General features: G+C 37.9%; 16 protein-coding genes and 1 other RNA gene. 15 read left to right on the forward strand and 2 right to left on the reverse strand.

Features of this window, described 5'->3' with window-relative positions; genetic code table 11:
* Window positions 1–87: 87 nt before the first annotated feature.
* Entirely contained in the window at window positions 88–1,920 is a 1,833-nt protein-coding gene (locus GCQ56_RS05365) for a YgiQ family radical SAM protein (protein WP_152733388.1), read from the reverse strand.
* 137 nt (window positions 1,921–2,057) lie between these two features.
* Between GCQ56_RS05365 and GCQ56_RS05370 the strand changes: the two genes are divergently transcribed.
* The 3 genes from GCQ56_RS05370 to GCQ56_RS05380 all read left to right on the forward strand — a co-directional run bounded on the left by GCQ56_RS05370 (window position 2,058) and on the right by GCQ56_RS05380 (window position 5,653).
* A complete protein-coding gene (locus GCQ56_RS05370; RefSeq protein ID WP_152733389.1) occupies window positions 2,058–2,897 on the forward strand; it encodes a histidinol-phosphatase in 840 nt (279 codons plus the stop codon).
* Between the two features lie 244 nt (window positions 2,898–3,141).
* Window positions 3,142–4,947 carry a lysophospholipid acyltransferase family protein gene (locus tag GCQ56_RS05375; protein ID WP_152733390.1) on the forward strand — a complete coding sequence of 602 codons (1,806 nt, stop codon included), beginning with the start codon at window positions 3,142–3,144 and terminating at the stop codon, window positions 4,945–4,947.
* Between the two features lie 31 nt (window positions 4,948–4,978).
* The gene (locus tag GCQ56_RS05380) at window positions 4,979–5,653 is read left to right on the forward strand and encodes a LysE family translocator (RefSeq protein ID WP_227006011.1); all 675 of its coding nucleotides are present in this window, start codon (window positions 4,979–4,981) and stop codon (window positions 5,651–5,653) included.
* Window positions 5,654–5,741: 88 nt separating this feature from the next.
* On the opposite strand, the gene GCQ56_RS05385 is transcribed toward GCQ56_RS05380, so the two are convergent.
* Complete coding sequence (locus GCQ56_RS05385; protein WP_152733391.1) at window positions 5,742–6,770, reverse strand: DUF2027 domain-containing protein; 1,029 nt, start codon at window positions 6,768–6,770, stop codon at window positions 5,742–5,744.
* A 161-nt stretch (window positions 6,771–6,931) separates the two neighbouring features.
* Between GCQ56_RS05385 and GCQ56_RS05390 the strand changes: the two genes are divergently transcribed.
* The 12 genes from GCQ56_RS05390 (at window position 6,932) to GCQ56_RS05445 (ending at window position 24,247) form a co-directional block, all read left to right on the forward strand.
* Entirely contained in the window at window positions 6,932–8,167 is a 1,236-nt protein-coding gene (locus GCQ56_RS05390) for an S-adenosylmethionine:tRNA ribosyltransferase-isomerase (RefSeq protein ID WP_152733392.1), read from the forward strand.
* A gap of 180 nt (window positions 8,168–8,347) precedes the next feature.
* Window positions 8,348–10,219, forward strand: a complete 1,872-nt coding sequence (locus GCQ56_RS05395) for an OmpA family protein (RefSeq protein WP_152733393.1) — start codon at window positions 8,348–8,350, stop codon at window positions 10,217–10,219.
* Window positions 10,220–10,351: 132 nt separating this feature from the next.
* The gene (locus GCQ56_RS05400; RefSeq protein ID WP_152733394.1) at window positions 10,352–11,488 is read left to right on the forward strand and encodes an SPOR domain-containing protein; all 1,137 of its coding nucleotides are present in this window, start codon (window positions 10,352–10,354) and stop codon (window positions 11,486–11,488) included.
* Between the two features lie 110 nt (window positions 11,489–11,598).
* On the forward strand, window positions 11,599–11,952 hold the full coding sequence (locus GCQ56_RS05405) for a four helix bundle protein (protein WP_152733395.1): 354 nt from the start codon (window positions 11,599–11,601) through the stop codon (window positions 11,950–11,952).
* A gap of 149 nt (window positions 11,953–12,101) precedes the next feature.
* Window positions 12,102–12,456, forward strand: an RNA gene (gene rnpB / locus GCQ56_RS05410) — RNase P RNA component class A.
* Between the two features lie 775 nt (window positions 12,457–13,231).
* A complete protein-coding gene (locus tag GCQ56_RS05415; RefSeq protein WP_152733396.1) occupies window positions 13,232–15,184 on the forward strand; it encodes a nucleoside-diphosphate sugar epimerase/dehydratase in 1,953 nt (650 codons plus the stop codon).
* 669 nt (window positions 15,185–15,853) lie between these two features.
* Window positions 15,854–18,274, forward strand: coding sequence for an SLBB domain-containing protein (locus tag GCQ56_RS05420; RefSeq protein WP_152733397.1), 2,421 nt, complete (start codon window positions 15,854–15,856; stop codon window positions 18,272–18,274).
* A gap of 243 nt (window positions 18,275–18,517) precedes the next feature.
* Window positions 18,518–18,805, forward strand: a complete 288-nt coding sequence (locus tag GCQ56_RS05425) for a GIY-YIG nuclease family protein (protein WP_152733398.1) — start codon at window positions 18,518–18,520, stop codon at window positions 18,803–18,805.
* Between the two features lie 316 nt (window positions 18,806–19,121).
* Complete coding sequence (locus GCQ56_RS05430) at window positions 19,122–20,243, forward strand: Wzz/FepE/Etk N-terminal domain-containing protein (RefSeq protein ID WP_152733399.1); 1,122 nt, start codon at window positions 19,122–19,124, stop codon at window positions 20,241–20,243.
* Between the two features lie 83 nt (window positions 20,244–20,326).
* Entirely contained in the window at window positions 20,327–21,772 is a 1,446-nt protein-coding gene (locus GCQ56_RS05435) for a UDP-glucose 6-dehydrogenase (protein WP_152733400.1), read from the forward strand.
* 7 nt (window positions 21,773–21,779) lie between these two features.
* Window positions 21,780–23,069, forward strand: a complete 1,290-nt coding sequence (locus GCQ56_RS05440) for a nucleotide sugar dehydrogenase (protein ID WP_152733401.1) — start codon at window positions 21,780–21,782, stop codon at window positions 23,067–23,069.
* A 131-nt stretch (window positions 23,070–23,200) separates the two neighbouring features.
* Window positions 23,201–24,247, forward strand: coding sequence for an SDR family oxidoreductase (locus GCQ56_RS05445; RefSeq protein WP_152733402.1), 1,047 nt, complete (start codon window positions 23,201–23,203; stop codon window positions 24,245–24,247).
* Window positions 24,248–24,264: the final 17 nt, after the last annotated feature.

Below are 24,264 nucleotides of genomic sequence, written 5' to 3' on the forward strand. Positions count from 1 at the left end.
TAATGTACAATAATATCTATAAATATTAAAATATTAGGATTTTAATATTATAGATATTATTACTAAGTGTTAATTTTCATGTTTGAATTACCTAAATAGTTTGGTGAGTAAATCTTTTTTACCCATTTTAACCAATTCAGTTTTTATCGCATCGCGATATTCTTTTTTATACCAAAATAGAAACTTTCTCTGTGATAATTTCTCCTTTTTAGATTTTGCTGTATATACTTTTTTAAGTGTGTAAGGATGGTAACCAGAGTAGTAAATAACCGTTGCTACCGTCATTGGTGTTGGTGTGAAATCCTGCACTTGTTCCAATTTAAAATCCAATTCTTTGGTTTTAATTGCCAAATCAGCCATATCGCTACCTTGACTTCCCGGATGACTAGATATGAAATAAGGAATCAATTGTTGATTCATGCCTTCCTTCTTATTGATTTCGTCAAACAAGCTTTTGAGTTTGTAAAATAGTTTAAAAGAGGGCTTTCTCATCATATTCAATACTTCATCTGAAGTGTGCTCAGGTGCCACTTTTAATCGTCCAGAGACATGATTTTTAATCAGTTCCGTAGCATATTCCTTATTCGATTTGTTAGCAGCTTCATCTTTTGTCTGATGTAGCATTAAATCGTAACGTATACCACTACCAATAAATGATTTTTTAACGCCTGGTATTTTATCCACCTTTTTGTAAATGTCGAGCATTGGCTGGTGGTTGGTGTTCAGGTTTGGACAAACATCAGGATGTACACAAGAAGGTCTTCTACAGGTTTTGCAGATGGATTCAAAAATCCCTTTCATTTGGTACATGTTGGCCGATGGTCCACCCAAATCAGAAAGATAGCCCTTGAAGTCATCCATCTTTGTAATGTATTCAACCTCTTTCAGGATAGATTTTTCAGATCTGTTGGCAATAAATTTTCCCTGATGGGCAGAAATGGTGCAAAAGGAGCATCCTCCAAAACAGCCGCGATGCATGTTAACCGAAAACTTAATCATATCAAAGGAAGGAATAGCTTTTCCTTTGTATCGAGGATGAGGAAGTCTTGTGAAGGGCAGATCGTAAATCTCATCCATTTCCTTCTCGTTCATTACCGGATAGGGAGGATTGACTACGATTTGTTGCTGCTCAAAATCCTGAGTTAGCTTTTTTGCCAGCATGGCATTCGATTCCATTTCGATGTATCGGAAATTACTGGCAAACTTCTTTTTATCAGATAGACAGTTCTCGTGAGAAAACAATTCCTGACTTTGCCACTGTTTTTTTGTGGCGTATTTTTCATCCTGTGCAACCAGAAATGAGGTTTGTGGAATGTTTGTAAGGGAATAAAAAGGAACACCTCTTTTCATCAAACGGATGATTTCCTTCAAGGGTTTTTCACCCATTCCGTATACAAGTAAATCGGCACCACTATCGCAAAGAATACTTGGTTTCAATTCATCTTCCCAATAGTCGTAGTGTGTTACTCTTCGCAATGAAGCTTCGATACCACCAATTAAAATAGGAGTGTCAGGATAGATTTTCTTTAAAATCTGAGAGTAAACCACCGTTGGCTTATCCGGGCGGAATCCATGTTTTCCTCCTGGAGTATAAGCATCATCATGTCGCAATCTTCTGTTTGCGGTATAATGATTTACCATAGAATCCATGTTTCCGGCAGTAACACCAAAAAATAATCGGGGTTGACCGAGTTTCTTGAAATCGCGCAAATCGTCACGCCAATTGGGCTGAGGAACGATTGCTACTTTTAAACCTTCTTTTTCGATAATTCTACCTATTACCGAAGCTCCAAACGAGGGATGATCCACATAGGCATCACCACTAAAAAGGATTACATCCAGTTCTTCCCAACCTCTTTCTTTTACCTCCTTGGCTGATGTAGGTAGCCATTGATTATATCTTGTGTTTTTTTCTGCCATAAGTCTTGAAATTACTGCAAAGATAGGATTATTTAAAAACATTTTAAAGAAGCCTGCTTTAATCTGTGCTTATTGTTGTAAATAGAGCTTTGGAACTTCAAATCTTTGGATATATATTTGCCAACATAAAATTGCCTATGGATTACTTTTCATTTCATACTCATTCATCATTTTGTGACGGTAAGATGTCAGCAGAAGATTATGTCCTGCGTGCCATTCAGTTAGGAATGCACTCTTTGGGTTTTTCATCTCATGCACCAATGAATCTTGATTATGTGTGGGCAATGAAAAGATCTAATTTAGAATCCTATTTGCACGAAATAAGCAGGCTGAAAGAAAAATATAAGAGTAAGATAAATATTTATCGCTCGCTTGAGATTGACTACATTCCTGGAATTAGTAAGTCTTTTCATGATTGGAAAACGGATTGCCAGTTGGATTATACCATTGGTTCTGTTCATTTGGTGAAAGCCGATTCTAATTCTAATTTTTGGTTTTTAGATGGTCCTGCTACGAAGTACAGCAAGGGAATTTTAGAATTGTTTGATGGTGATGTGAAGAAGGCAGTTTCTTCCTATTATCATCAGGTAATTGACATGATAAACATTGAGAAGCCAGATGTAATTGGTCATGTGGATAAGGTGAAAATGAATAACAAAGGACAATTTTTCTCAGAAAATGAAGTTTGGTATGTTGATTTGTTAAATGAAACTTTAGGTGCGATAGAAAAATCGGACTCTATTGTTGAAGTCAATACAAGAGGATTGTACAAAAAGAAATCGAATGATTTGTTTCCCGATTCTTATTTTTTGGAAGAGTGTTTTCGTAGGAATATTTCTGTTACTATTAGTTCAGATGCCCATCATCCCGATGAAATAATTTCGGAGTTTGATTTTACTCGTGAGAAGTTGAAAGGTATTGGTTTCGAGAAGGTTTCTGTCTTTGAGGATGAAGTATGGCAAGAAGTCAAAATCTGAAATCGGATTAGGAAGCATTATTTAACCGAATATTGAGAAGAAGAATGGAGAAATTATGCTATTTTTACTCAGTTCAAAATATGATATCAACCTAATAGAATACATGTTTATTCTACTATCGTATTTGTCTGGAGCATAAAAAGGACCTTAAAATAAAACTTAAAAATGCAAGCAGTTCATTAAGCAAGCTTAGTGAATTTTTTATGATTGTTGCGAAAATCAGCTTGTAGGAAAATAGATATATATGAAATTAGTTGATCCAAAAGATTTACTGAAAGCAAGTGAAAGTTTAAATTGGTTTGGAGGAGAGAGTTTTGCGAAACTTTTAATGTACATCCTGAAATTGAATAAACTTAATAAATTGTATTCTGAAAATTGTTGTAAAGATGGAATTGAATTTATCGACGCTTTAATTGATGAGCTAGGGGTTAAGTTTGAATTTGATGAAGAAGAACTGAAACGAATTCCTAAAGAAGGTCCATTTATTACGATTTCGAATCATCCTTTTGGAGGAATTGATGGCATTATCCTGATAAAGTTAGTTTGTATGGTTCGCCCTGATTTTAAGGCGATGGCAAATTTTTTACTTAAAAAAGTTGAACCGATACAGGATTATTTCTTGGGTGTAAATCCATTCGAATCGCGAAAAGGAGCAGCTTCGAGTACTGGTGGGTTAAAAGAAGCATTAAGACATTTAAGCAATGGAATGCCTTTGGGTATTTTTCCAGCAGGAGAGGTTTCATCCTATCAGTCTCAAACCAATAACATTACCGATAAACAATGGATGCCTTCTATTTTGAAATTGATTAAGAAGGCTGACGTTCCTGTTGTTCCTATTTATTTTCAAGGGAGTAATAGTTTGATATTTCATCTGCTTGGGATGATTCATCCAACATTGAGAACCATAAAATTACCTTCAGAACTGTTAAATAAGAATAAGAAGGTGATTCGCATAAGAATTGGTAATCAGATATCTGTTAAAGATCAGAAAGGATTTACAGATATCAATCAGTATGGGCGTTTTTTACGTGCGAAAACCTATATGTTGGGAACTCCTATCGAGGTGAAAAAGTTTTATCAGTTCAAGCGAAAAACAAAGAAAGAAAAGGTTGAAGAGATAATTGATGCCGTAGATCCGAACTTGATTCGTTCCGAGGTAGAAGGTCTTCATGAGGATTATATGCTTTTTAAAAGCAGGAATTATGTGGTGTATTGCGCTCCATCGAATAAATTACCGAATATACTTAACGAACTGGGTCGACTCAGAGAAATTACTTTTCGAGAGGTAGGAGAGGGCACAAATCAAAGCATAGATGTTGATGAGTACGATTTGTATTATCATCAGCTATTTATTTGGGATGAAGAAAATCATAAAATAGTTGGTGCCTATCGGGTAGGTAAAGGGCATGAGATTCTATCAGGCTATGGTTTAAAGGGATTTTACCTTCAGAGCCTGTTTCGTATGAGTAAGGAGTTTCAGCCAATATTAAGCCAATCTTTGGAATTGGGACGTTCCTTTATTGTGAAGGAATATCAGCGTAAGCCATTGCCTTTGTTTTTGCTGTGGAAAGGAATTTTATACTTCCTGCTTAAAAATCCTGAATCGAGATATTTAATTGGTCCTGTGAGTATTAGTAATAAATATTCGGATCTCTCTAAGGATTTGATTATTAAATTTATTATGGCGAATTACTTCAATTATGATTTGGGGCAGTTCATTAAATCTCGTAAGAAATTTAAGGTTAAAACTACTGATGTAGATATTGATATTTTATTGGAGACCGCAAAGAGTGATATCAATAAATTGGACAAGTTGATTGGTGATTTTGAGATTACTAACGACAAACTTCCTGTATTGTTGAAGAAATACATATCGCTTAACGCGAAGATTATTGGTTTTAATATTGATCCAAATTTTAATGATTGTTTGGATGGCTTGATTGTGATTGATTTATTTGATGTTCCTGTACAGGTAATCGAATCGTTATCAAAGGAAATAAAGGACGATACCATTCTTAAAAGATTTTCTTCTGAAGATATAGGTTTTTAACCGATAATTTTCCGAACTTTGCGAATCAATTTTGATAACTGAAAAAGACGACTATTTGGACTTGCAATATATAATTAAAGGAATTGGGATAGGCTTGATGGCTTCGATACCATTGGGACCTATTGGTGTTTTGATTATTCAAAAAACACTGCAAAAAGGCAGACTCGCCGGCTTTATTTCCGGATCGGGAGCCGCCGTTGCAGATACCCTATTTGCGTCGATAGCTGTTTTGGGCTTGGGTTTTGTGATTAACTTTATACAAGCACAGGAATTTTACTTCAGATTAATTGGATCTGTCTTTTTGGTTTTTGTTGGCTTACGAATTTTCTTAACCAATACCATTGAGCAGTTCAGAAAATCTCAGGCACCAGGCAAGAGAGGGATGTTTGGGGATTTTTTAGCGATCTTTTTCCTGACACTTTCCAATCCGATTGCAGTAATCTTTTTTGGTGCTATGTTTGCCGGAGCTTCGGTTTTTGGAGATGCGCATTCAGCAAAAATTGCACTGTATTTATTAGTAGGAGTACTATTGGGTGGAGCACTATGGTGGTATGCCTTGTCTACTCTTGTTGATATATTCAGGAAGAAATTTCGCTTAAAGCAGATGTTCTGGATCAATAAAATCTCTGGATTGATCATCGCAATTTTAGGATTTTTAGTTTTCCTTTCCTGTTTCGAACCGATAAAATCATTTGTGTATCAATAAATGATCTTAAGATATTTATAAAGAAAAACCCTGTCAATTCAACTTGAATCGACAGGTTTTTTTTATTGCCTTAAAATATCTTAGCAATCTATTTTATTGTCACCATTGTTGCGCCCCAGCCATACTCCTTAAAGGATGCATCCTGTTGGTAATGTTTCTTGTATTTTCTGCGCAATTCGTCATGTATTTTCTTCTTTAAAGTTCCGTTTCCGATACCATGTATAAATACAATTTTCTGCCCTTTGTTGCCTTGGTTCTTTCTCAATACACTATGAAATTCATTCAGCTGATATTCCAGAATGTCGGCATTGGAAAGTCCGGTAACCGAATCAATTAAAGAGTTAATGTGAAGATCTACTTCCAGAATGTTGTTATTTGACTTGCTTTTCGTCTGCTTGATATTTTTACCGCCTCCGTATTCTTTTTCTCGAATGACCTGTTTTACCTCTTTTTTACTCAGTTCTTCAATTTTCTGTTCGAGATTTTCACCCGTTAATTTGTGAAGGATTACATCCTGATGAAAGTAGGAAGTTTCTTTATAGCTACTCGATTTGTGGAATTTAACAGGCTGAATTTTAATGTTCTTTACCAAGGGAGCTTTGATGACAGAAGCACCTTGCTGATAGAATAAGATTTGGAAAAAGCAGCTCGATAATTCGTTCAACTCTTTCTGATCGTACTCACACAATAAGATTTTGGATTTAGGATCGAGGTTTCCAGCAGTTTTTCCGTTGAGTTCGCCAGTATTCGCATCATAAAAGCCATACAAAAGAATGTGATTTGTATCGTTTATTAAATAAAGTTCCAGTGGACTTTCGGTAGGATTGTACCCCTCTCTGGGTGCAAAGGCAACGTAAACATCTTCTTTTTCGATGTGTAATGGTTCATGTTTTGCCTTGAAACCGGAACGTTCACTCTTTAATTCGCTCGTTCCTTTTTGATTGCTTGCCTCTCCACCTGCAGCTTCAACCACCACAAGGTTTCTTTTCAGAGTTGGAATTTCAAACTCGTCCTCCTCATTCAAGACCATTACAGTATTGGCATCGACTATGCGTGTTACCAAACCACCACCTGTTTCATTTAAAAATCGGACTTTATCACCTATATTTATTTGCATTTTGTATTTTTTTAAGCGGTTTTACATTGGACAATCATTTGCAGCTTGTCCTAATGAAATTGAATTCTTCTCTTTGTTTTCAATTTCGCTCAAAGTTAACTATTTTTGCCGATCAAAATTAACGGCAAGGCTATAAATACTTGCAGGCGGAGAAAAGGAAAATGGAAACAAATACAGGAAACTTGAAATCTGAAACGAAAGAAATTCAGATTGCTGAATACACATATGATTTACCAGATTGCAGAATTGCGAAACATCCATTGCAAAATAGAGATGTATCGAAATTGTTGGTTTACAGAGGTGGTGAAATAAAAGAAAGGGTATTCGATCAGCTTCCACTTGAGATCGCTTCAGGAACTAAAATGGTGTTCAATAATACCAAGGTTATTCAGGCGAGACTTATTTTCCATAAAGACACTGGAGCACGTGTTGAGATTTTTTGTCTGGAACCCTTGAGTCCTGCGGATTACAATTTGGCATTTCAGGCTAAAGGGCAGTCTACCTGGAAGTGTATTGTTGGAAACCTGCGGAAATGGAAATCGGGTATTTTAAAAATGCCATTTTTTGTTGATGGACAAGAGTTTGTCCTGCAGGCAGAGAGAATAAATCAATTGGATGGGGCACAGGAGGTAGAGTTTTCATGGAATCATCCGGAATTGTGTTTCAGTGAAGTGTTGGAGCAAACGGGTAAAATTCCTATTCCTCCCTATTTGAATCGTGATACCGAAGAGGGAGATTTGCTTAGATATCAAACCGTTTATTCTAAGTATGAAGGTTCGGTAGCGGCACCAACCGCTGGATTGCATTTTACCAATGAAGTTTTTGCAGAATTGGATGGCAAAGGAGTAGAGCGTGAGGAGTTGACCCTGCACGTTGGAGCAGGAACATTTAAGCCCGTAAAATCAGAACAGATTGGTGATCATGAAATGCATACAGAGCACATTCAGGTTACCCGGGAGAGTCTAATGAGTATTGTAAATGCCAAAGGACAAATTATTGCCGTGGGTACCACATCGGTGCGAACCTTGGAGAGTTTGTATTGGATGGGGGTGAAGTTGCTGACAAATAGTGAGGAGCCAGCTCTTTTAAAGCAGTGGGAAGCTTATCAATTGCCAAATCATTATAGCATAAAGGAATCCTTTGAAGCCATTTGCTCTTATATGGATAAAAAGGAGTTGAGTTTGTTTAATGCGGCAACGCAAATTATTATTGCGCCGGGTTACGACTTTAAAGTGATCTCGGGATTGGTGACTAATTTTCATCAGCCTCAGAGTACCTTATTGCTATTGATATCTGCCCTGGTGGGAGAACGCTGGAGAGAGATCTACAATTATGCCCTTGAAAATGACTTTAGATTCCTTAGTTACGGGGATAGTTCTTTGCTTATGAAAGGGTAAAAGTACAAAGTACAAAGTATAAAGTATAAAGTACAAAGTATAAAGTAGAAAGTAGAAAGTAGAAAGTACAAAGTAAAAAGTGTTTTTTCCTTTGCTTACTTATAACTTTCTCCTTGAATTTTGTATTTTCTATGAAAAAGTTCTATTTTTATTTATGTTCATCCCATACATACTAAAGATATGATCTTCAAAAATTCCCTGTTTATAATATTTGTATTTCTTGCCTTTTCTGTTCAGGCTCAAGACAGATTTATTAGAAAAGGCAATAAGGCCTTCGAAAAAGGGAATTATCCGGAAGCGATATCCTACTTTCGGAATGTTAAAGAGAAAAATACCAAAATCAACCGGAAGATAGCCGAATCTTATTTCTTTCTGAATAATTACGAGCAAGCCGAAAAATACTTTAAGAAAATATACGATAGCGAGAAAACCGATAAGGATTTATTGACTTTATCACAAATCTATTTGGATGCTGGAAATTATGAAGCAGCCATCTTATTTTCCGAACAAGCTGCTTTGGCTGGAGCCAATCGTGAAGATGTGGATAGACGAATTCTTGCCATACAAGAACTCACAAAAATAAGCCATAGGGATAAATGGCGAGTAAGGGAATTGAGTATTCAGCCGCAGTTGAAAAGTTTAGGATTGGCGTTTTATTCCGATCAACTGATTTACTCTAAACTACATTCTAAAAAAGCAGGATTAGATAAAACTTATCAATTGTTTGCTACTGTTTTTTCAGAGAAGGAGAAGACGAATCTGAAAGAATTTGCTCCGGAGATTGGAGAAGGTGTGGATGTAGGAGCAGCTGTATTTTCAGCAGATGGCAAAATAATGTACTATACTAAGTGGTATACCCGTAAAGGCAAGCAAATTATGGAAATTGTTGAAGCTGTAAAAGAGGATACATGGAAAGCTGCCAATGTACTGCCATTCAACTCTAAAAAATATTCTTGTGCTTACCCTGCCTTGAGTGAGGATGGTAAGATCATGTATTTTGCTTCGGATATGCCTGGAGGATTTGGAGGAATGGATTTGTACATTTCTCATAAAAGAGGAAACTCCTGGGGTGAGCCTGTCAATTTAGGATCAGAAATCAATACCAGTCAAAATGAGATTTATCCTCGTGTTTTGTCCGATGGAAAGCTCTGGTTTGCTTCTAATGGGCATGTTGGTTATGGGAAGTTGGATCTTTACTTTGTCACAAAAACAACATCTGGAACTTGGGGAAATCTGAAAAATGCTGGAATGGCATTTAATTCCCAGTACAATGAATATTCTATAGCGATTACTCGTGAGGGGGATCAACTGTGTTTTGTATCCGATCGCATGAACAATGGGGCTCGTGAAGGATTTTTCAGTATCGAAAAATTACAAGTTAAATCCGTGGAATTGTTTTTAAGAGATGCCAAATCGAATGCGATGATTGATAGTGCGCAGGTGAGTGTAAATAGAATTGTGGACAATTCAAAAATACAAGTAGATAAAGCTGAAGATGGTTCTTATGTGCTTTCGGTATTGTCTAAGGATATGGATAAAGGAGTTTTGTATTCTATAGAAATAGAATCGATTGGTTTTGAGTCTCAGCAATTCAATTTTTATCCTGAATCGACTAAGGAGGAATTGGAGATCTTCTTAAAAAAAAAGGAGGATGAAATCGGATTTTCCAACGAATTACAAGCAATACCGAATTTGCCGCAAATAAAGTTTTTTCGAAATGTTTATTTTGAGCCCAATGCAGATGAACTGACTGCTGAAAATAGAAAGGTATTGGATAAATATGCTGGTTTTTGGAAAATGTTTCCGGATTTACGTCTGGTTATAAATTCTCATTCCGATTCGAAAGGAAGTGCTTCCGGGAATAAAAAAATGACTCTGAAAAGAGCGAATCTGGCAAAAAACTACTTGAAAAGCTTGGGAATTGATGAAGCAAAGATCGAATTGAATGCTTATGGAGAGGATTTTATAGTAAATGGATGTATTGATGGAGTAGAGTGCACAGAAGACCAACATCGAAAAAACAGAAGGTTGGAACTTCTTTTTATGTTTTAGATGACTAAATTTGCATTTTTATCAAAAGTCAACTGAGTTTACTGGTTTTTATTTTCTTTAAATGAGGTTTTTATTATATTTACTAATGTTAATCTGATAAATTACATCGGTCTACCATTCTACCTAATTGTTATGAGAAACATATTCTTTTTAATTTGTATTTTATTATCAGCGGGAACGCTCAGTTTTTTCTCTCCCTTTTTGGATATTGATTTTTCTTCTTCCAATTCTGGAGGGACGACTTATGCAGTAGAAATTGCGAAATACAAATATCCGGTTTACACAGATTATTTTGATAATTTGGATGATGTGATCGAATTGGATGCGGAAAATGGAGAGTATCATTACATCTCGGGAATAACAACATCCAGAGCTGATGCTGAGGAAATCTCTGCTGAAATCAGGGAGTTGGGCTATAAGGATGCCAGAATCATCGACCTAAAAAAGGAATTTTCAGCTGAAGAGTTAGCAGATGTACTTTCCGGGAACATTCAAAAGCAGGATCAGAAGAAGAAGACTGTAGCAGAGAAGAAAAAGGCAGCCGAATCGGCAATTGCCAAATTGAACAATGTTGGGAATGCCTATTTTTATACCATCAAGCTTAAGGAGAGCAAGGATATGGAAAGTGCGGCAACTTTTGCACCACTTAAACCCAAAGCTCATAAACAATCGGGAGTGTATCATTATCTCCTGGGGCGTTTCGAGGATGTGAATACGGCTCAAAAATACATGAAGGAGAATGTTCTGTCCAACTATAAGAATGCGGAAGTGGTTGTTATGAACAAGGGGCAACTGGCAAAGAAGAATGTGCCTGCAAGTGAAGAAGCTCAATACGATATGGGACGTAAGATGAGAGGAAAGGAATATCTTGCCTACTATTACGAACTGCCAGAATTGAAATTTGTTTCCACCCCTCTTTATCAAATCGAACTAGGTCCTTATCGGGATAAGAAAATTGCAGAAGAGGCAGTCCAGAAATTAAAAGATTTGGGTTTTGAGAAGGCAAAGATAAAGGCACCCACAAAAACGAATGAGTCTCAAGTCAAAAGAGATCCTTCTGCAGCAAAACACTTCACCATTCAGGTGTTTGCAGGCAAATCATCATTAAAAACGTCCCGCTTTAAATTTGAAGTAAACAGAACCTACGATCAGAAGGATGGTCTGTACCGTTATTTTTATGGAGACTACGACAACTATTGGGCTTGCCGCCGCGATTTGCGCAAAGTTCGTGAAAGTGGCTATCAGGATGCATTTATCGTAAAACTTTAACGAAGTTAAAGTTTTACGATACCAAATTACAAGCTCCAAAATCCAAAAATCATGTTTTAGTTGTAAATAGGGAATTTTAAATTTTTTATACTTTAAAAGAGCTTTAGTAAATGTCTTCTAAATATGATCTTCCTAAAAGATTATTTGATTTTTCTATCGGAATAATAAAAGAAGTAAGAAACTTACCCTCTTCCAAAGAGTATCGTGTAATATCCTATCAAATCTTAAAGTCGGCAACTTCGGTTGGTGCTAACTTCGAAGAAGCACAAGGAGCCGTATCTAAGCCTGATTTTGCAAATAAAGTTGGTATATCCCTAAAAGAAATAAGAGAAACGAATTATTGGATCAGGATAATTATAGCCATATCTACGTCAAACCAGGAGTGGATAGCGCTCGAGAAAGAATCCCAGGAAATTCTTAAGATACTTGGCTCAATATACAACAAGACATCAAATCAAAAATAAAAGCTATTTTTCTTATTATTAACTTATTATAAATCCATATTTTGATATGCTAGGAATTGAAGCTTGACATTTGAGATTTTTTAAAGTTTTGGAGTTTGTAAACTTGGGATTTGGTTTGCCGATGTAAAGATAAATTCTTTATCTTTACATCGGCAAACCGTTCTATCGCTGCTTTTATAAGGAGAGGAAAGTCCGGGCAACACAGAGTAACATACTTCCTAACGGGAAGAAGGCTGAAGGGCTTTAGTAGTAGAGCAGAAAATAACCGCTTCGATGTATGTCGGAGTAAGGGTGAAAAGGTGAGGTAAGAGCTCACCGGTACCTGTGGTGACATGGGTAGCCGTGTACCTTATGTGTTGCAAGATCAAGTATACCGGCAGTTTTAGGCTTACTCGGCCGATGTCGGGGGGTAGATTGCTCGAGACATTTGGTGACAAATGTCCTAGATAAATGATAGAACCCTCCTGGAGGGAACAGGACCCGGCTTATAGGTTTGCTTTTTTTAAAATCCCTAATAAGATGTATCTACAGGATGGATCTTATTAGGGGTTTTTGTTTTAAATCTTAAAGTTCAAAGTCTAAAAGTCCAAAGTCCAAAAGTCCAAAAGTCCAAAAGTCCAAAGTCTAAAGTACAAAGTACAAAGTAGAAAAGTAGAAAGTAAAAAGTTTCAAAATCCAAAAAAAATCTCAATTGGTAAGAGCTGAGTATTCTTTATTTTTTTTTGACCATTCGACCATTCGACCATTCGACATTTTTACAATTCGTAAGATCAGTGTATTCTATATTTTTTCGACCATTCGACCGTTTGACTATTCGACTGTTTGACTATTCGACTGTTTGACCATTTGACCATTTGACCATTCGACCATTTAACTATTGGACTATTCGACTGTCTGACTTTCGTCGCCTGCTTTCGCGAGTGGCTTTAAAAGTTTCAAAGTATAAAGGAGAAAGTCTAAAGTATTAAATCTATTTTCTTGAAAAACGAGTAAAAAAGTAGGGTAAAGAACGGTTAAATCGGTATTTACAATAAATAGAATGAATTAAGGGTTAAATATCAAAGGTTTGCGCAACCTTTTTCATTTATTTACGTCTAGAGAGTATCCTGCTCTACATGATGAGTTTAGGAAAAGTTAATGTAAATGATGGAATAAAATTGATAAGAAAATAAATTTGGCAAACTTGACAGTTGCTTTTGCTAAAAGAAGGCACTACTTTTGCATAGCTAACATATATAGATAAAAGAGCACACTATTATACTACAATAAATTGTTTAATATGAATTTATCACGAATTAATATTTTTGATAAGACAACGCCTAGATGGATTGTTTTTGTAATTGATTTGGCTATTAGCCTGGTATCAATTTCAGCAGCTTACATTTTGAGATTTAATTTTAATTTGGAAGCTGTTAATTTAAATTCTGCAAAAGTGATCATTCCATTGATTGTTATGCTAAGGGCTCTCACCTTTTTGTTGGGAGGAACCTATACGGGTATTATCAGATATACGAGTTCGAAAGATGCAGAAAGAATTTTTGTGGTGGTATCAGCAGGTAGCCTCGTGTTTGCGGTGCTAAATGTGTTGAGCTATTTCGCCAGAGAGGGTGCTTATATTATTCCTTTTTCCATTCTGATTATTGAATACATAGCAGTGGTTTTTTTAATGACCAGCAGTCGTATTATATATAAGGCAATTTACTATCGTTATTTAACCCGATCGAAAGTTCGTGAGAACATTTTAATTTATGGAAGCGATGAGTTTGGGATTATGGCCAAGCATGCTTTGGATAGTGGGAGCGAGGTAAACAGTACCATTGTTGCTTTCATTGATCACAACAATAAAAAAGTAGGAAGTAAGCTGGAGAATGTAAAGATTTACAGCACCAATGATTTGGAATGTTTGATCGAAAAGGAGTGTGTGGATAAAGTGATCATTGCCAAGAAGGATTTAAATAATGCGCAAAAGCAAGCGATTGTTGAGAAGTGTTTGGATTTTCATGTGAAAGTGTGGGAAGTGCCTAAATTTGAAAGTTGGGTAAATGGGGAGCTGAGCGTAAAGCAAATTCGTGCGATTAAAATTGAAGATTTATTGGAGCGTGACCCTATTCAGTTGGATTTAGAGCAGATCAACGAACAGGTAAATAATAAGACGGTTTTGGTAACTGGAGCAGCTGGTTCTATTGGGAGCGAAATGGTACGACAAATTGCAAGGTTCAACCCGAAGTCAATTGTTTTGTTCGATCAGGCGGAATCTCCTCTGTACGATGTGGAGTTATCTTTAAAAGAAGAACTGGGCTTTTACAATGCAGAAATCGTAATTGGAGATGTTCGTGATTTGGAGCGAACCAGAAGAATGTTCGATGAATTCAAACCCGATTTGGTGTATCATGCGGCAGCTTACAAGCATGTGCCGATGATGGAAAACAATCCTTCCGAAGCCATCAAGACCAATGTATTGGGAACGAAGAATGTGGCCGACCTTTCATTGGAGTTTGGAGTGGAGCGTTTTGTCATGGTTTCTACCGATAAGGCAGTAAATCCAACCAATGTGATGGGCGCATCGAAACGAATTGCCGAAATTTACACTCAATCCCTGAATCACCCAGGCTGTCCAACTCATTTTATTACAACACGATTTGGAAATGTTTTGGGATCAAATGGCTCCGTAATACCTAGATTTAAAGCACAAATTGATAAGGGGGGACCGGTAACGGTGACCCATCCTGAGATTACCCGCTATTTTATGACCATTCCGGAAGCTTGCCAGTTGGTAATGCAGGCAGGTGCCATTGGTAAAGGAGGTAAGATCTTTATTTTTGACATGGGCAAATCAGTGAAGATTGTTGATTTGGCCTACAAGATGATAAAGTTGAGTGGTCTGAAGTTGGGTACGGACATTCAGGTTCAGTTTACAGGACTTCGACCAGGTGAAAAATTATATGAAGAGTTGTTGAATGTGAAAGAAAATACGGTTCCTACCAAGCATCCACGAATCATGATCGCAAAGGTTCGGGAGTATCAGTTGGAGGAAGTTCAATACATGATCAATCAATTTGATGAATTGCTGCCAATGAACGACAATTATAAAATTGTGGCTCAGATGAAGGCTATTGTGCCGGAATTCAAATCCATGAACTCTATATACGAGCAATTGGATAAGGTGATTGTGAATAAGGAGAATGAGTTCAAAAATATTGACATTGCTGAATTGAAAGAGATGATCAAGTAAATTTTAAAGCTTAAGATAGAATGAATAAAGAAAGATTACTGCTTGAATCGTGGTAATCTTTTTTTTAGATCTAAAGATTTTAAAAGAGTTAGGTCAGGAGCTAACTTGGCACATTTGACAGGTAGATTATACAATTATTATTGCTAAAATTGTGCGATTATAAATTAGAAAGTCAAAGAGTCGAAAAGTCAAAAAGTAGAATGTTGGAAAAGTCAAAGACTTATTCCTTTCGCCTTTGGTGTTTGCAGTTTTCTCCTTTCTCCTTTGGTACTTTCTCCTTTATGACTTGAACTTTGATCATTGGGTTTCGTCTCTTTGGGATTTGGAGTTTGAAATTTGGTTATTGGATTTTATTCCTTTCTCCTTTATGACTTGAACTTTGGTCATTGGGTTTTGTTTCTTTGGAATTTGAAGCTTGAGATTTTTTCCTTTGGGACTTTCTCCTTTGGTGTTTGGGATTTGGTGTTTGGAACTTGAGATTTGAAACTTACAATTCAGCTCTGAATATGTTCATAAAAAATGCAGGAAAAATTAGGCTTTTGCCAATTGGTTTTTTACTTTTGCGAAACTAAAAAAAAGCTTAATCTCAATTTTTTAAGCTTTTGTCAAAGGTATTGAGGTAAACGGAATATAGATATATAGGAATCTATTAAATATTAATATAAGATTATGATGTTATCCCTTCGGAGAGGTCTATTGATAGGCTTGATGATTGTTTCTTGTTTTGCGGAACTTCAGGCGCAAAACACCAATGTGAATCCTGCAACTGTAAATGTGGAGGCTTTGAGCGATGCTCAAATTCAGAAGATCATTGATGAGATGGAAAAGAACGGAATGAGTCAGGAGGAAGCAATGACCCTGGCACGTGCGCGTGGTGCCTCTCAAATGCAGATCGATCAGTTGATCAGTCGAATCAATGAGTTGAAAATGAATGGGGGTGCTAAGGTTTCTGCTTTGAATAGTCAGGAGGAGATTTTGGAGCCCACAGAGGTGATGTCTGAAAAAGTAGAGTTTGAGGCGACAGAGAAAAATAAAAACATCTTTGGTTTTCACTTCTTTAACTCGGATAACTTAAGTTTTGAGCCCAATGCCGATGTTCCGGTTTCGAAATCTTATGCCCTGGGGATAGGTGATGAGGTGAATATCTCGGTTTACGGAGCTTCTCAACAAAATTACCAATTGCTTGTGCAAAAGAATGGTTCAATTGTGATTCCTGATCTGGGACCTGTTTATTTGTATGGTTTGAGTTTTGAGGAAGTACAGGATAAAATAAAAAACAGACTGATTTCCATATACAATGGCATGCAGGGCGACAGACCGAATACTTTTGCGGATGTGAGCCTGGGTGCTTTGCGTGGGGTGAAGGTGAATGTGATTGGGGAGATCAACCTGCCGGGAACCTATGCCTTGCCAGCCACAGCTTCTGTTTTTAATGCCCTTTATTTGGCGGGTGGACCCAACGAAAATGGATCCTTTCGTATGATCGACCTGATTCGTGATGGGAAGACCATAACGACTGTTGATGTGTATGCTTACCTGATAGATGGAAAAACGTCAAGTAACATTCAATTGCGCGATCAGGATGTGATTTTGGTTCGTCCCTATGTGAATCGCGTTAGCGTTGAAGGGGAGTTCAAAAGATTGGGATTGTTTGAAGCCAAACCGAAAGAGACGGTGAAAGACCTACTGCGCTTTGCGGGTGGTTTTACCGATAGGGCTTACACGCACCGTTTGGAATTGTACAGAAACAATAGCAGAACCATGACCTTTATGGGAGTGGAAGAAGCTGAATATGCTTCTACACTTTTGGTCAATGGAGATTTGATAAAGGCTGGTGAGATCGTGGATCGTTTTGAGAATCGGATTTCAATAGAAGGAGCGGTTTACCGTCCAGGAAATTACGAGTTGAAGAAAGGGATGATGCTTTCTCAATTGATACAAAAAGCGGAGGGTCTAAAAGAAGAGGCTTTTATGGAACGAGGGGTCATCACCCGAAAGAAATCTGACATGACTTTTGAGTCCATCTCTTTTTCGCTGCGCGAAGTGCTTTCAGGAAAGAGTGATGTCGCTCTGGAAAGAGAGGATCGCATTCAGATCTCATCCATATTCGATGTGCGCGAAGCTCGTATCATCGAAATTGTAGGAGAGGTGCAATACCCGGGAACCTACGGATGGGCGGAAAATATCAGCATCGCTGATCTTGTATTTCAGGCAGGTGGTTTCAAGGAGAATGCGGAGGTCTCCAGTGTGGAGGTCAGTCGTGTGCTAGATTATGAGGAGATTGGAAGCTTGAACAAGGCATTGCTACATACCTTTCAGTTTGGATTGGATCGGAATTTAAAATTCCATCCGGATGATGCCGGCTTTATTTTAAAGCCATTTGATAGGGTCTATGTGCGTCAGGCTCCGGGTTATCGTGAACAGGGTACGGTTACCATTCAGGGAGAAGTACTATATGCCGGTGATTATGGAATTACCCGAAAAGATGAGAAAATTTCAGATGTCATTCGACGTGCAGGAGGTTTAACGCCTGAAGCCTATGCAAAAGGAGCATCCTTGCGAAGAAGAATTGAATTGAGTGAATCGGAATACCAGGCAAAATTGGCCATCGCAGCTCAGGATACTACCATGAACCCAGGTGATGTGGAGAAGGTGAAGTATCAGATTGTAGGGATTGATTTGCCTAAGATCATGAGTCAGCGGGCTTGTGTGGAAGATTTGCAGGTGAAGGCAGGAGATCAACTGCTTGTGCCATCGAAACTGGAAACGGTAATGGTATCCGGATCGGTATTGAATCCAGTAGCTCATACCTTTACAACAAAAAGAAAAGCGAAGGATTACATCATGAATTCCGGTGGTTTTGCTCAGAGAGCTAAAAAAGGAAAAGTATATGTATTGTATGCCAATGGAACAACAGCGGCTACAAAGGGTGGTTTGTTCGGAAGACGATTCCCGAAAATTGAACCAGGTTGCGAGATCATCGTACCTGAAAAACCGGAAGTGGACAAAGCTGCTAACGCTAGCAAGTGGTTGGCATTTACATCAACCTTGGCTGGTTTGGTAACGGCGATTGCAATTGCAACACGTTAAATATAGTTCCTTCTCTCAATAAATGTCTTTGCGAGAAGGTAGGCCGAAGCAATCTATTGGAATATGGATTACACGGATTAAAATGGATTACACGGATTGAGGGCGTCATCCTGAGTTTATCTCAGGATCAAATAAAACAAAAACAGATGCTGAACTGACGCAGTCATCTTGAACTGACGCAGTCATCCTGAACTTGTTTCAGGATCTCAGGATCTCAGGATCTCAGCATGACGAAAAAAGATAATGAAGAGAGGATACATATATATCATGTCGAATAAGAATAGAACGACATTGTATATTGGTGTAAGCTCTGATTTAAATAGAAGAATGGCTGAACATTCAGAAGGAGTAGGAGCAAAGTTTACAAAAAGATACAACTTGATTGACCTGCTTTATTATGAGGAATTTGATGATATAGGTGAAGCGATTGCCAGAGAAAAGCAATTGAAAAACTGGAAACGTGATTGGAAAATGAATTTAATTAAGAGTTTGAATCCTGAGTTGAAAGATTTAAAAATGGACTTTAGATAAATGAAATAAGGAAAGGATCCAGAATTAATACAGTCATCTTTAACTGACGCGGTCATCCTGAACTGACGTAGTCATCCTGAGTTTATCTCAGGATCTCATAATCTCGGAATCTCAGCATGACAAAAAAAACATAAGATTGAAAAGATGCTGATCCAGACAGTTGTCGGGACAGCATGACATTAGAAATAGAATAGTATAAAAGATTTATCAACACAATAAAAAAATAAACGCTGATTAAAAGTAGAAACGCTTATTAGTGAAATCGGTACTAATCCGCGTAATCAATATAAAAATCCGCGAAATCAACATACACAGTATGCAAGAAAACAACAACATACAAACCCAAGCCGACGATGAGATCGATTTGATTCAATTGGCAAAGACCCTATGGGAAGGTCGCCGAACAGTTATAAAGACAACTCTAATCTTTATGCTACTAGGCTTATTCATCGCCATTTTCTCAGCAAAAGAATACACCGCCTCTACCACCATGGTGCCACAATCCGCTGAAGGTGGATCCAAACTGGGCGGTAGCCTAGGTGGATTAGCTGCCATGGCGGGTATCAATTTGGGCTCTATGGGGGGAGGGTCAGACATACCACCAACTCTTTATCCTAAAATTTTAGCAAGCATTCCATTTCAAAAGGAATTAATGCAAACACCGCTTTCTATTGAAGGGCAAATAGAAAAGGTCACATTTGCAGAATATTATTTGGAAATTAAAAAGCCCGGATTATTGGGCTACATCAAAAAATACACCATCGGATTGCCAGGTGTCATTATTGGTGCTCTTAAAGGCGACGCTTTGACTCCTCTTAGTGGTCAGGAAAATGATAACCTTTTGACTATTTCCGAAGATGACAAAATATTGATGGAATTGTTGTCTGAACAGCTTTCTTTAGAAGTGAACGATAAGGATGGTTATGTGTCTATATCAGCGCGTATGCATGAGGCGCGTCCAGCTGCTGAAATGGTGCAAAGAGCTCAGATTTTATTACAGGAAGCCATTACGGATTTTAAGATCAAGAAGGCCAAAGATCAAATGGCTTTTGTAGAGGAACGTCATATTGAGAAGGAGGCTGCTTTTACGGCTGTTCAAAATAAGCTGGCTCGCTTTCGTGATCAGAATAAAAATGTTAGCACGGCCATGGCGCAAACCCAATTGGAACGTTTGCAGTCGGAGTTCGCCATGGCTTCATCTGTTTATACCGAACTGGCCAAGCAATTGGAATCTCAGAAGATTCAAGTGAAAGAAGATACGCCGGTATTCACGGTAATTGAACCGGTTTCGATCCCACTTGAGAGGACAAAGCCAATACGTTCAATGATATTGATTATGTGGACTTTCTTTGGAGGAATTGTTGGTTTCGGAATGGTGTTCGGACGAGAGTTTCTAGGATCGATTAAGGAGCAATGGAATAAAGGAGACGAACAATAGTTACTATTCACAAGTCAATAGTTGAGTGCCGAGTTATCCAATAAACGAGTGACGATAAAAAACAATATAACAAAAAGCATATAATGAACAAAGTAAAATCAATCAGAAACATCTGCTGCATAGGTGCTGGTTATGTAGGTGGCCCAACCATGGCTGTAATTGCTCAAAAATGTCCGCATATCAATGTTCATGTAGTAGATTTGAACGAACAGCGCATTGCAGACTGGAACGCTGCTGATTTGGAGAAACTGCCAATATACGAACCAGGTTTAGCTGATGTTGTCGCAGAGGCTCGCGGTCGCAATCTGACTTTCTCGACTGATGTGGAAAAAGCCATTGAAGAAGCAGAATTGATTTTTATTTCTGTAAATACTCCAACCAAAACTTATGGAGTTGGAAAAGGGATGGCAGCAGATTTGAAGTTTATTGAATTGTGTGCTCGTCAAATTGCAAAGGTTGCGAATGACGATAAAATTATTGTAGAAAAATCAACCCTACCTGTTCGTACAGCTGAAGCACTGCGTACCATTTTACATTCGACCGGTAATGGGGTGAAATTTGATATCTTGTCTAGTCCTGAATTCCTTGCAGAAGGTACAGCAATACAAGATTTACACAATCCTGATCGATTTTTAATTGGTGGAGAACAAACAGAATCTGGTGAGGCTGCAGTTCAAGCTTTAGTAGATGTTTACTTGAATTGGGTGCCTAGAGAGAATATTGTAACAACCCGTGTTTGGTCTTCTGAATTGTCGAAGTTGACTGCCAATGCATTCCTGGCTCAGCGCGTGTCTTCCATTAACGCTATTTCTGCATTATGTGAAAAAACGGGTGCTGATGTGGACGAAATTGCACGTGCGATAGGTAAGGATTCTCGTATTGGTGCTAAATTCCTAAAATCATCCGTTGGTTTTGGTGGCTCTTGTTTTCAAAAAGACATTCTAAATCTGGTCTACCTATGTAGACACTTTAATTTGCCTGAAGTTGCGGATTATTGGGAACAGGTAATTAAAATGAATGATTATCAAAAACACCGTTTTGCCAAGAATATTATTGATAGCTTATTCAATACAGTATCAGGGAAAAAGATTGCCTTTCTGGGCTGGGCTTTCAAGAAAGATACCAACGATACACGTGAAACAGCTGCTATCTATGTAGCAGATGAGCTACTTCAGGATCGTGCCGAAATTCATGTGTATGACCCAAAGGTAACAGAGGAACAAATTTTAGCCGATTTGGAATACGTACAAACCCATAGAGTGGGACAATATGTGGAGCAGGGAGAAGTGATGACTATGGATGAGGTTCGAAGCTTGGTGACGGTGCATAATGATCCTTATGCAGCCATGGAATCAGCTCATGCTACAGCCATTTTAACGGAATGGGATGAGTTTAAAACTTATGATTGGAATAAGATTTACAAGGAAATGATGAAGCCTGCATTTGTATTTGATGGTAGAAATATTTTTGATAAAGACCTTTTAATAAAACTAGGTTTTGAGGTTTATAATATTGGAAAAGGTAAATAATTAAGAGATGAATAAAGATATTAAAATAGCAGTAATTGGTCTTGGTTATGTTGGTCTTCCTTTAGCTGTTGAATTTGCTAAGAAATTCTCTGTTGTTGGCTTCGACATCAATCAATCAAGGGTTGATGAATTAAATCGTGGTCTAGATTCAACACTGGAAGTAGAGGATTCTAATTTGCAGTCAGTATTATTAGAAAAAAGTACAGATGTAAATGGTTTGTTTTTAACAACACAAAAAAGCCAGCTTGAAAATTGCAATTACTACATTGTTACAGTACCTACTCCTACCGATAAAAATAATCGTCCGGTTCTAACTCCTTTGGTTAAGGCTTCGGAAACTGTTGGGGATGTGCTATCTAAAGGTGATATTGTTGTTTATGAATCTACCGTTTATCCTGGTGCGACAGAAGAGGATTGTGTTCCTGTTCTGGAGCAATCATCAGGAATGATCTTCAATAAAGATTTCTTTGTGGGCTACTCACCGGAACGTATCAATCCGGGAGATAAAGAACATACGGTAACCAAGATTAAAAAGGTGACTTCTGGTTCCAATACTGAAATAGGTATCAAAGTAGATGAGTTGTACAAATCTATAATTGTGGCAGGTACGCATTTAGCACCAAGCATCAAAATTGCCGAAGCTGCAAAAGTTATTGAAAACTCTCAACGGGATATCAATATTGCTTTTGTAAACGAGTTGGCGAAGATTTTCAGTAATATGAATATTGATACTCGCGCGGTACTGGAAGCTGCAGGGACAAAATGGAACTTTCTTCCTTTTACTCCTGGCTTGGTAGGCGGGCACTGTATTGGTGTTGATCCTTACTATTTGGCGCAAAAGGCACAAGAAACAGGTTACAATCCTGAAATTATTCTTGCAGGGCGTCGTTTGAACGATGGCATGGGTGCTTGGGTTGCTTCTCAGGTGGTGAAGTTGATGATTAAAAAAGGACAAGCCGTTAGGAATTCTAAAATATTGGTATTGGGCATTACTTTTAAAGAAAATTGTCCTGATATTCGCAACACCAAAGCCATTGATGTGATTAGTGAGCTAAAAGATTACGGATCGCAGGTAGATGTGTACGACCCTTGGGCCGATAATGCGGAGGTGAAAGCAGAGTACGGGTTGGATATGGTTGACAGCATCACCGGACACAAATACGACGGTGTAGTATTGACCGTATCACATAATCAATTCAAAGACCTAGATTTATCTGTGTTAAGTAACGGTCACAATGCGGTTATTTACGACATTAAGGGCATTTGGGATAAGGAACTTGTTGACGGTAGACTTTAACTAGTACCAAATTATTTCTGTCGACAAGTTACACTAATTAAACTTGGTTCAATTTGTGTAATTCGTGGACAATAGATCGCCTCCCGATAGCTATCGGGAGGCGGGCAATTTATAGCAATATTAGAGACAGAATGGAAAGAACAATAAATAATTCAAAGGTTTTAGTAACTGGAGGCGCCGGTTTTATCGGTTCCAACCTATGCGAAGCGCTCCTTGAACAAAATAATGAAGTCGTTTGCCTGGATAATTTTATGACGGGGCATCGCCATAATATAGAACCATTCCTTAGCAAGCCTAACTTTACTCTTATTGAAGGGGACATACGGAATTACGAGGATTGCCAAAAAGCAGTAGTAGGTGTGGACTATGTGCTGCACCAGGCAGCTCTAGGTTCTGTGCCACGTTCTATTGTTGACCCAATGACTGCTACAGATGTGAATATTGGTGGTTTTGTCAAGATTCTGTTTGCTGCTAAAGAGGCAGGAGTAAAGCGCTTTGTTTATGCTGCCTCTTCTTCTACTTATGGCGACTCAAAAGTACTGCCAAAAGTGGAGCACAAGATTGGAGTTGCCCTTTCGCCTTACGCCATTACTAAGTATGTGGATGAGCTTTATGCTAAGAATTTTAGCGATTTATATGGCATTGAAACTATCGGTTTGCGTTATTTCAATGTTTTTGGCAGACGCCAGGATCCGAATGGCGCTTATGCTGCCGTCATTCCTTTGTTTGTAAAGAAGTTAATGGATCATGAATCACCGGTGATCAATGGAGACGGTACTTTTTCTCGTGACTTTACCTACATTGACAACGTGATACAAGCCAATCAATTAGCTGCCATTACACCAACCGATTTAATTCGCGATAAAGCGCAGCTTTATTATCAAAAACATTCGGTTGATTCGCGAACAGATGAAACTTTGTCTGAAGTTTTCAACGTTGCGTTTGGAGAGCGCACCGATATACAGGAATTAATTGATGTTTTAAAAAGAAACCTTTCTACTTTCGATTCAGACATTGCAAATGTTGAAATTATTCATGGACCTACACGTGCAGGAGACATTCCTCACTCTTTGGCTTCCATTGAAAAGGGGCGTACATTGCTTGGTTATGATCCTAAATTTTCAATAAAAGAGGGGATTCAGGAAGCTACAGAATGGTATTGGAAAAACTTAAGTTAGCCATAAATCTATGGTAA

Origin of the sequence: Marinifilum sp. N1E240 (assembly GCF_009295825.1) — a bacterium.
GTDB classification, from domain to species: Bacteria; Bacteroidota; Bacteroidia; order Bacteroidales; family Marinifilaceae; genus Marinifilum_A; species Marinifilum_A sediminis.

Bases quoted from the DNA above. Each gene is read 5' to 3' on its own strand.
- GCQ56_RS05415 (WP_152733396.1), top strand. From the start codon at position 13,232: ATGAATTTATCACGAATTAATATTTTTGATAAGACAACGCCTAGATGG.
- GCQ56_RS05405 (WP_152733395.1), top strand. From the start codon at position 11,599: ATGTCTTCTAAATATGATCTTCCTAAAAGATTATTTGATTTTTCTATC.
- GCQ56_RS05420 (WP_152733397.1), top strand. From the start codon at position 15,854: ATGATGTTATCCCTTCGGAGAGGTCTATTGATAGGCTTGATGATTGTT.
- GCQ56_RS05365 (WP_152733388.1), bottom strand. From the start codon at position 1,920: ATGGCAGAAAAAAACACAAGATATAATCAATGGCTACCTACATCAGCC.
- GCQ56_RS05395 (WP_152733393.1), top strand. From the start codon at position 8,348: ATGATCTTCAAAAATTCCCTGTTTATAATATTTGTATTTCTTGCCTTT.
- GCQ56_RS05400 (WP_152733394.1), top strand. From the start codon at position 10,352: ATGAGAAACATATTCTTTTTAATTTGTATTTTATTATCAGCGGGAACG.
- GCQ56_RS05390 (WP_152733392.1), top strand. From the start codon at position 6,932: ATGGAAACAAATACAGGAAACTTGAAATCTGAAACGAAAGAAATTCAG.
- GCQ56_RS05440 (WP_152733401.1), top strand. From the start codon at position 21,780: ATGAATAAAGATATTAAAATAGCAGTAATTGGTCTTGGTTATGTTGGT.
- GCQ56_RS05375 (WP_152733390.1), top strand. From the start codon at position 3,142: ATGAAATTAGTTGATCCAAAAGATTTACTGAAAGCAAGTGAAAGTTTA.
- GCQ56_RS05385 (WP_152733391.1), bottom strand. From the start codon at position 6,770: ATGCAAATAAATATAGGTGATAAAGTCCGATTTTTAAATGAAACAGGT.
- GCQ56_RS05425 (WP_152733398.1), top strand. From the start codon at position 18,518: ATGAAGAGAGGATACATATATATCATGTCGAATAAGAATAGAACGACA.
- GCQ56_RS05370 (WP_152733389.1), top strand. From the start codon at position 2,058: ATGGATTACTTTTCATTTCATACTCATTCATCATTTTGTGACGGTAAG.
- GCQ56_RS05430 (WP_152733399.1), top strand. From the start codon at position 19,122: ATGCAAGAAAACAACAACATACAAACCCAAGCCGACGATGAGATCGAT.
- GCQ56_RS05445 (WP_152733402.1), top strand. From the start codon at position 23,201: ATGGAAAGAACAATAAATAATTCAAAGGTTTTAGTAACTGGAGGCGCC.
- GCQ56_RS05435 (WP_152733400.1), top strand. From the start codon at position 20,327: ATGAACAAAGTAAAATCAATCAGAAACATCTGCTGCATAGGTGCTGGT.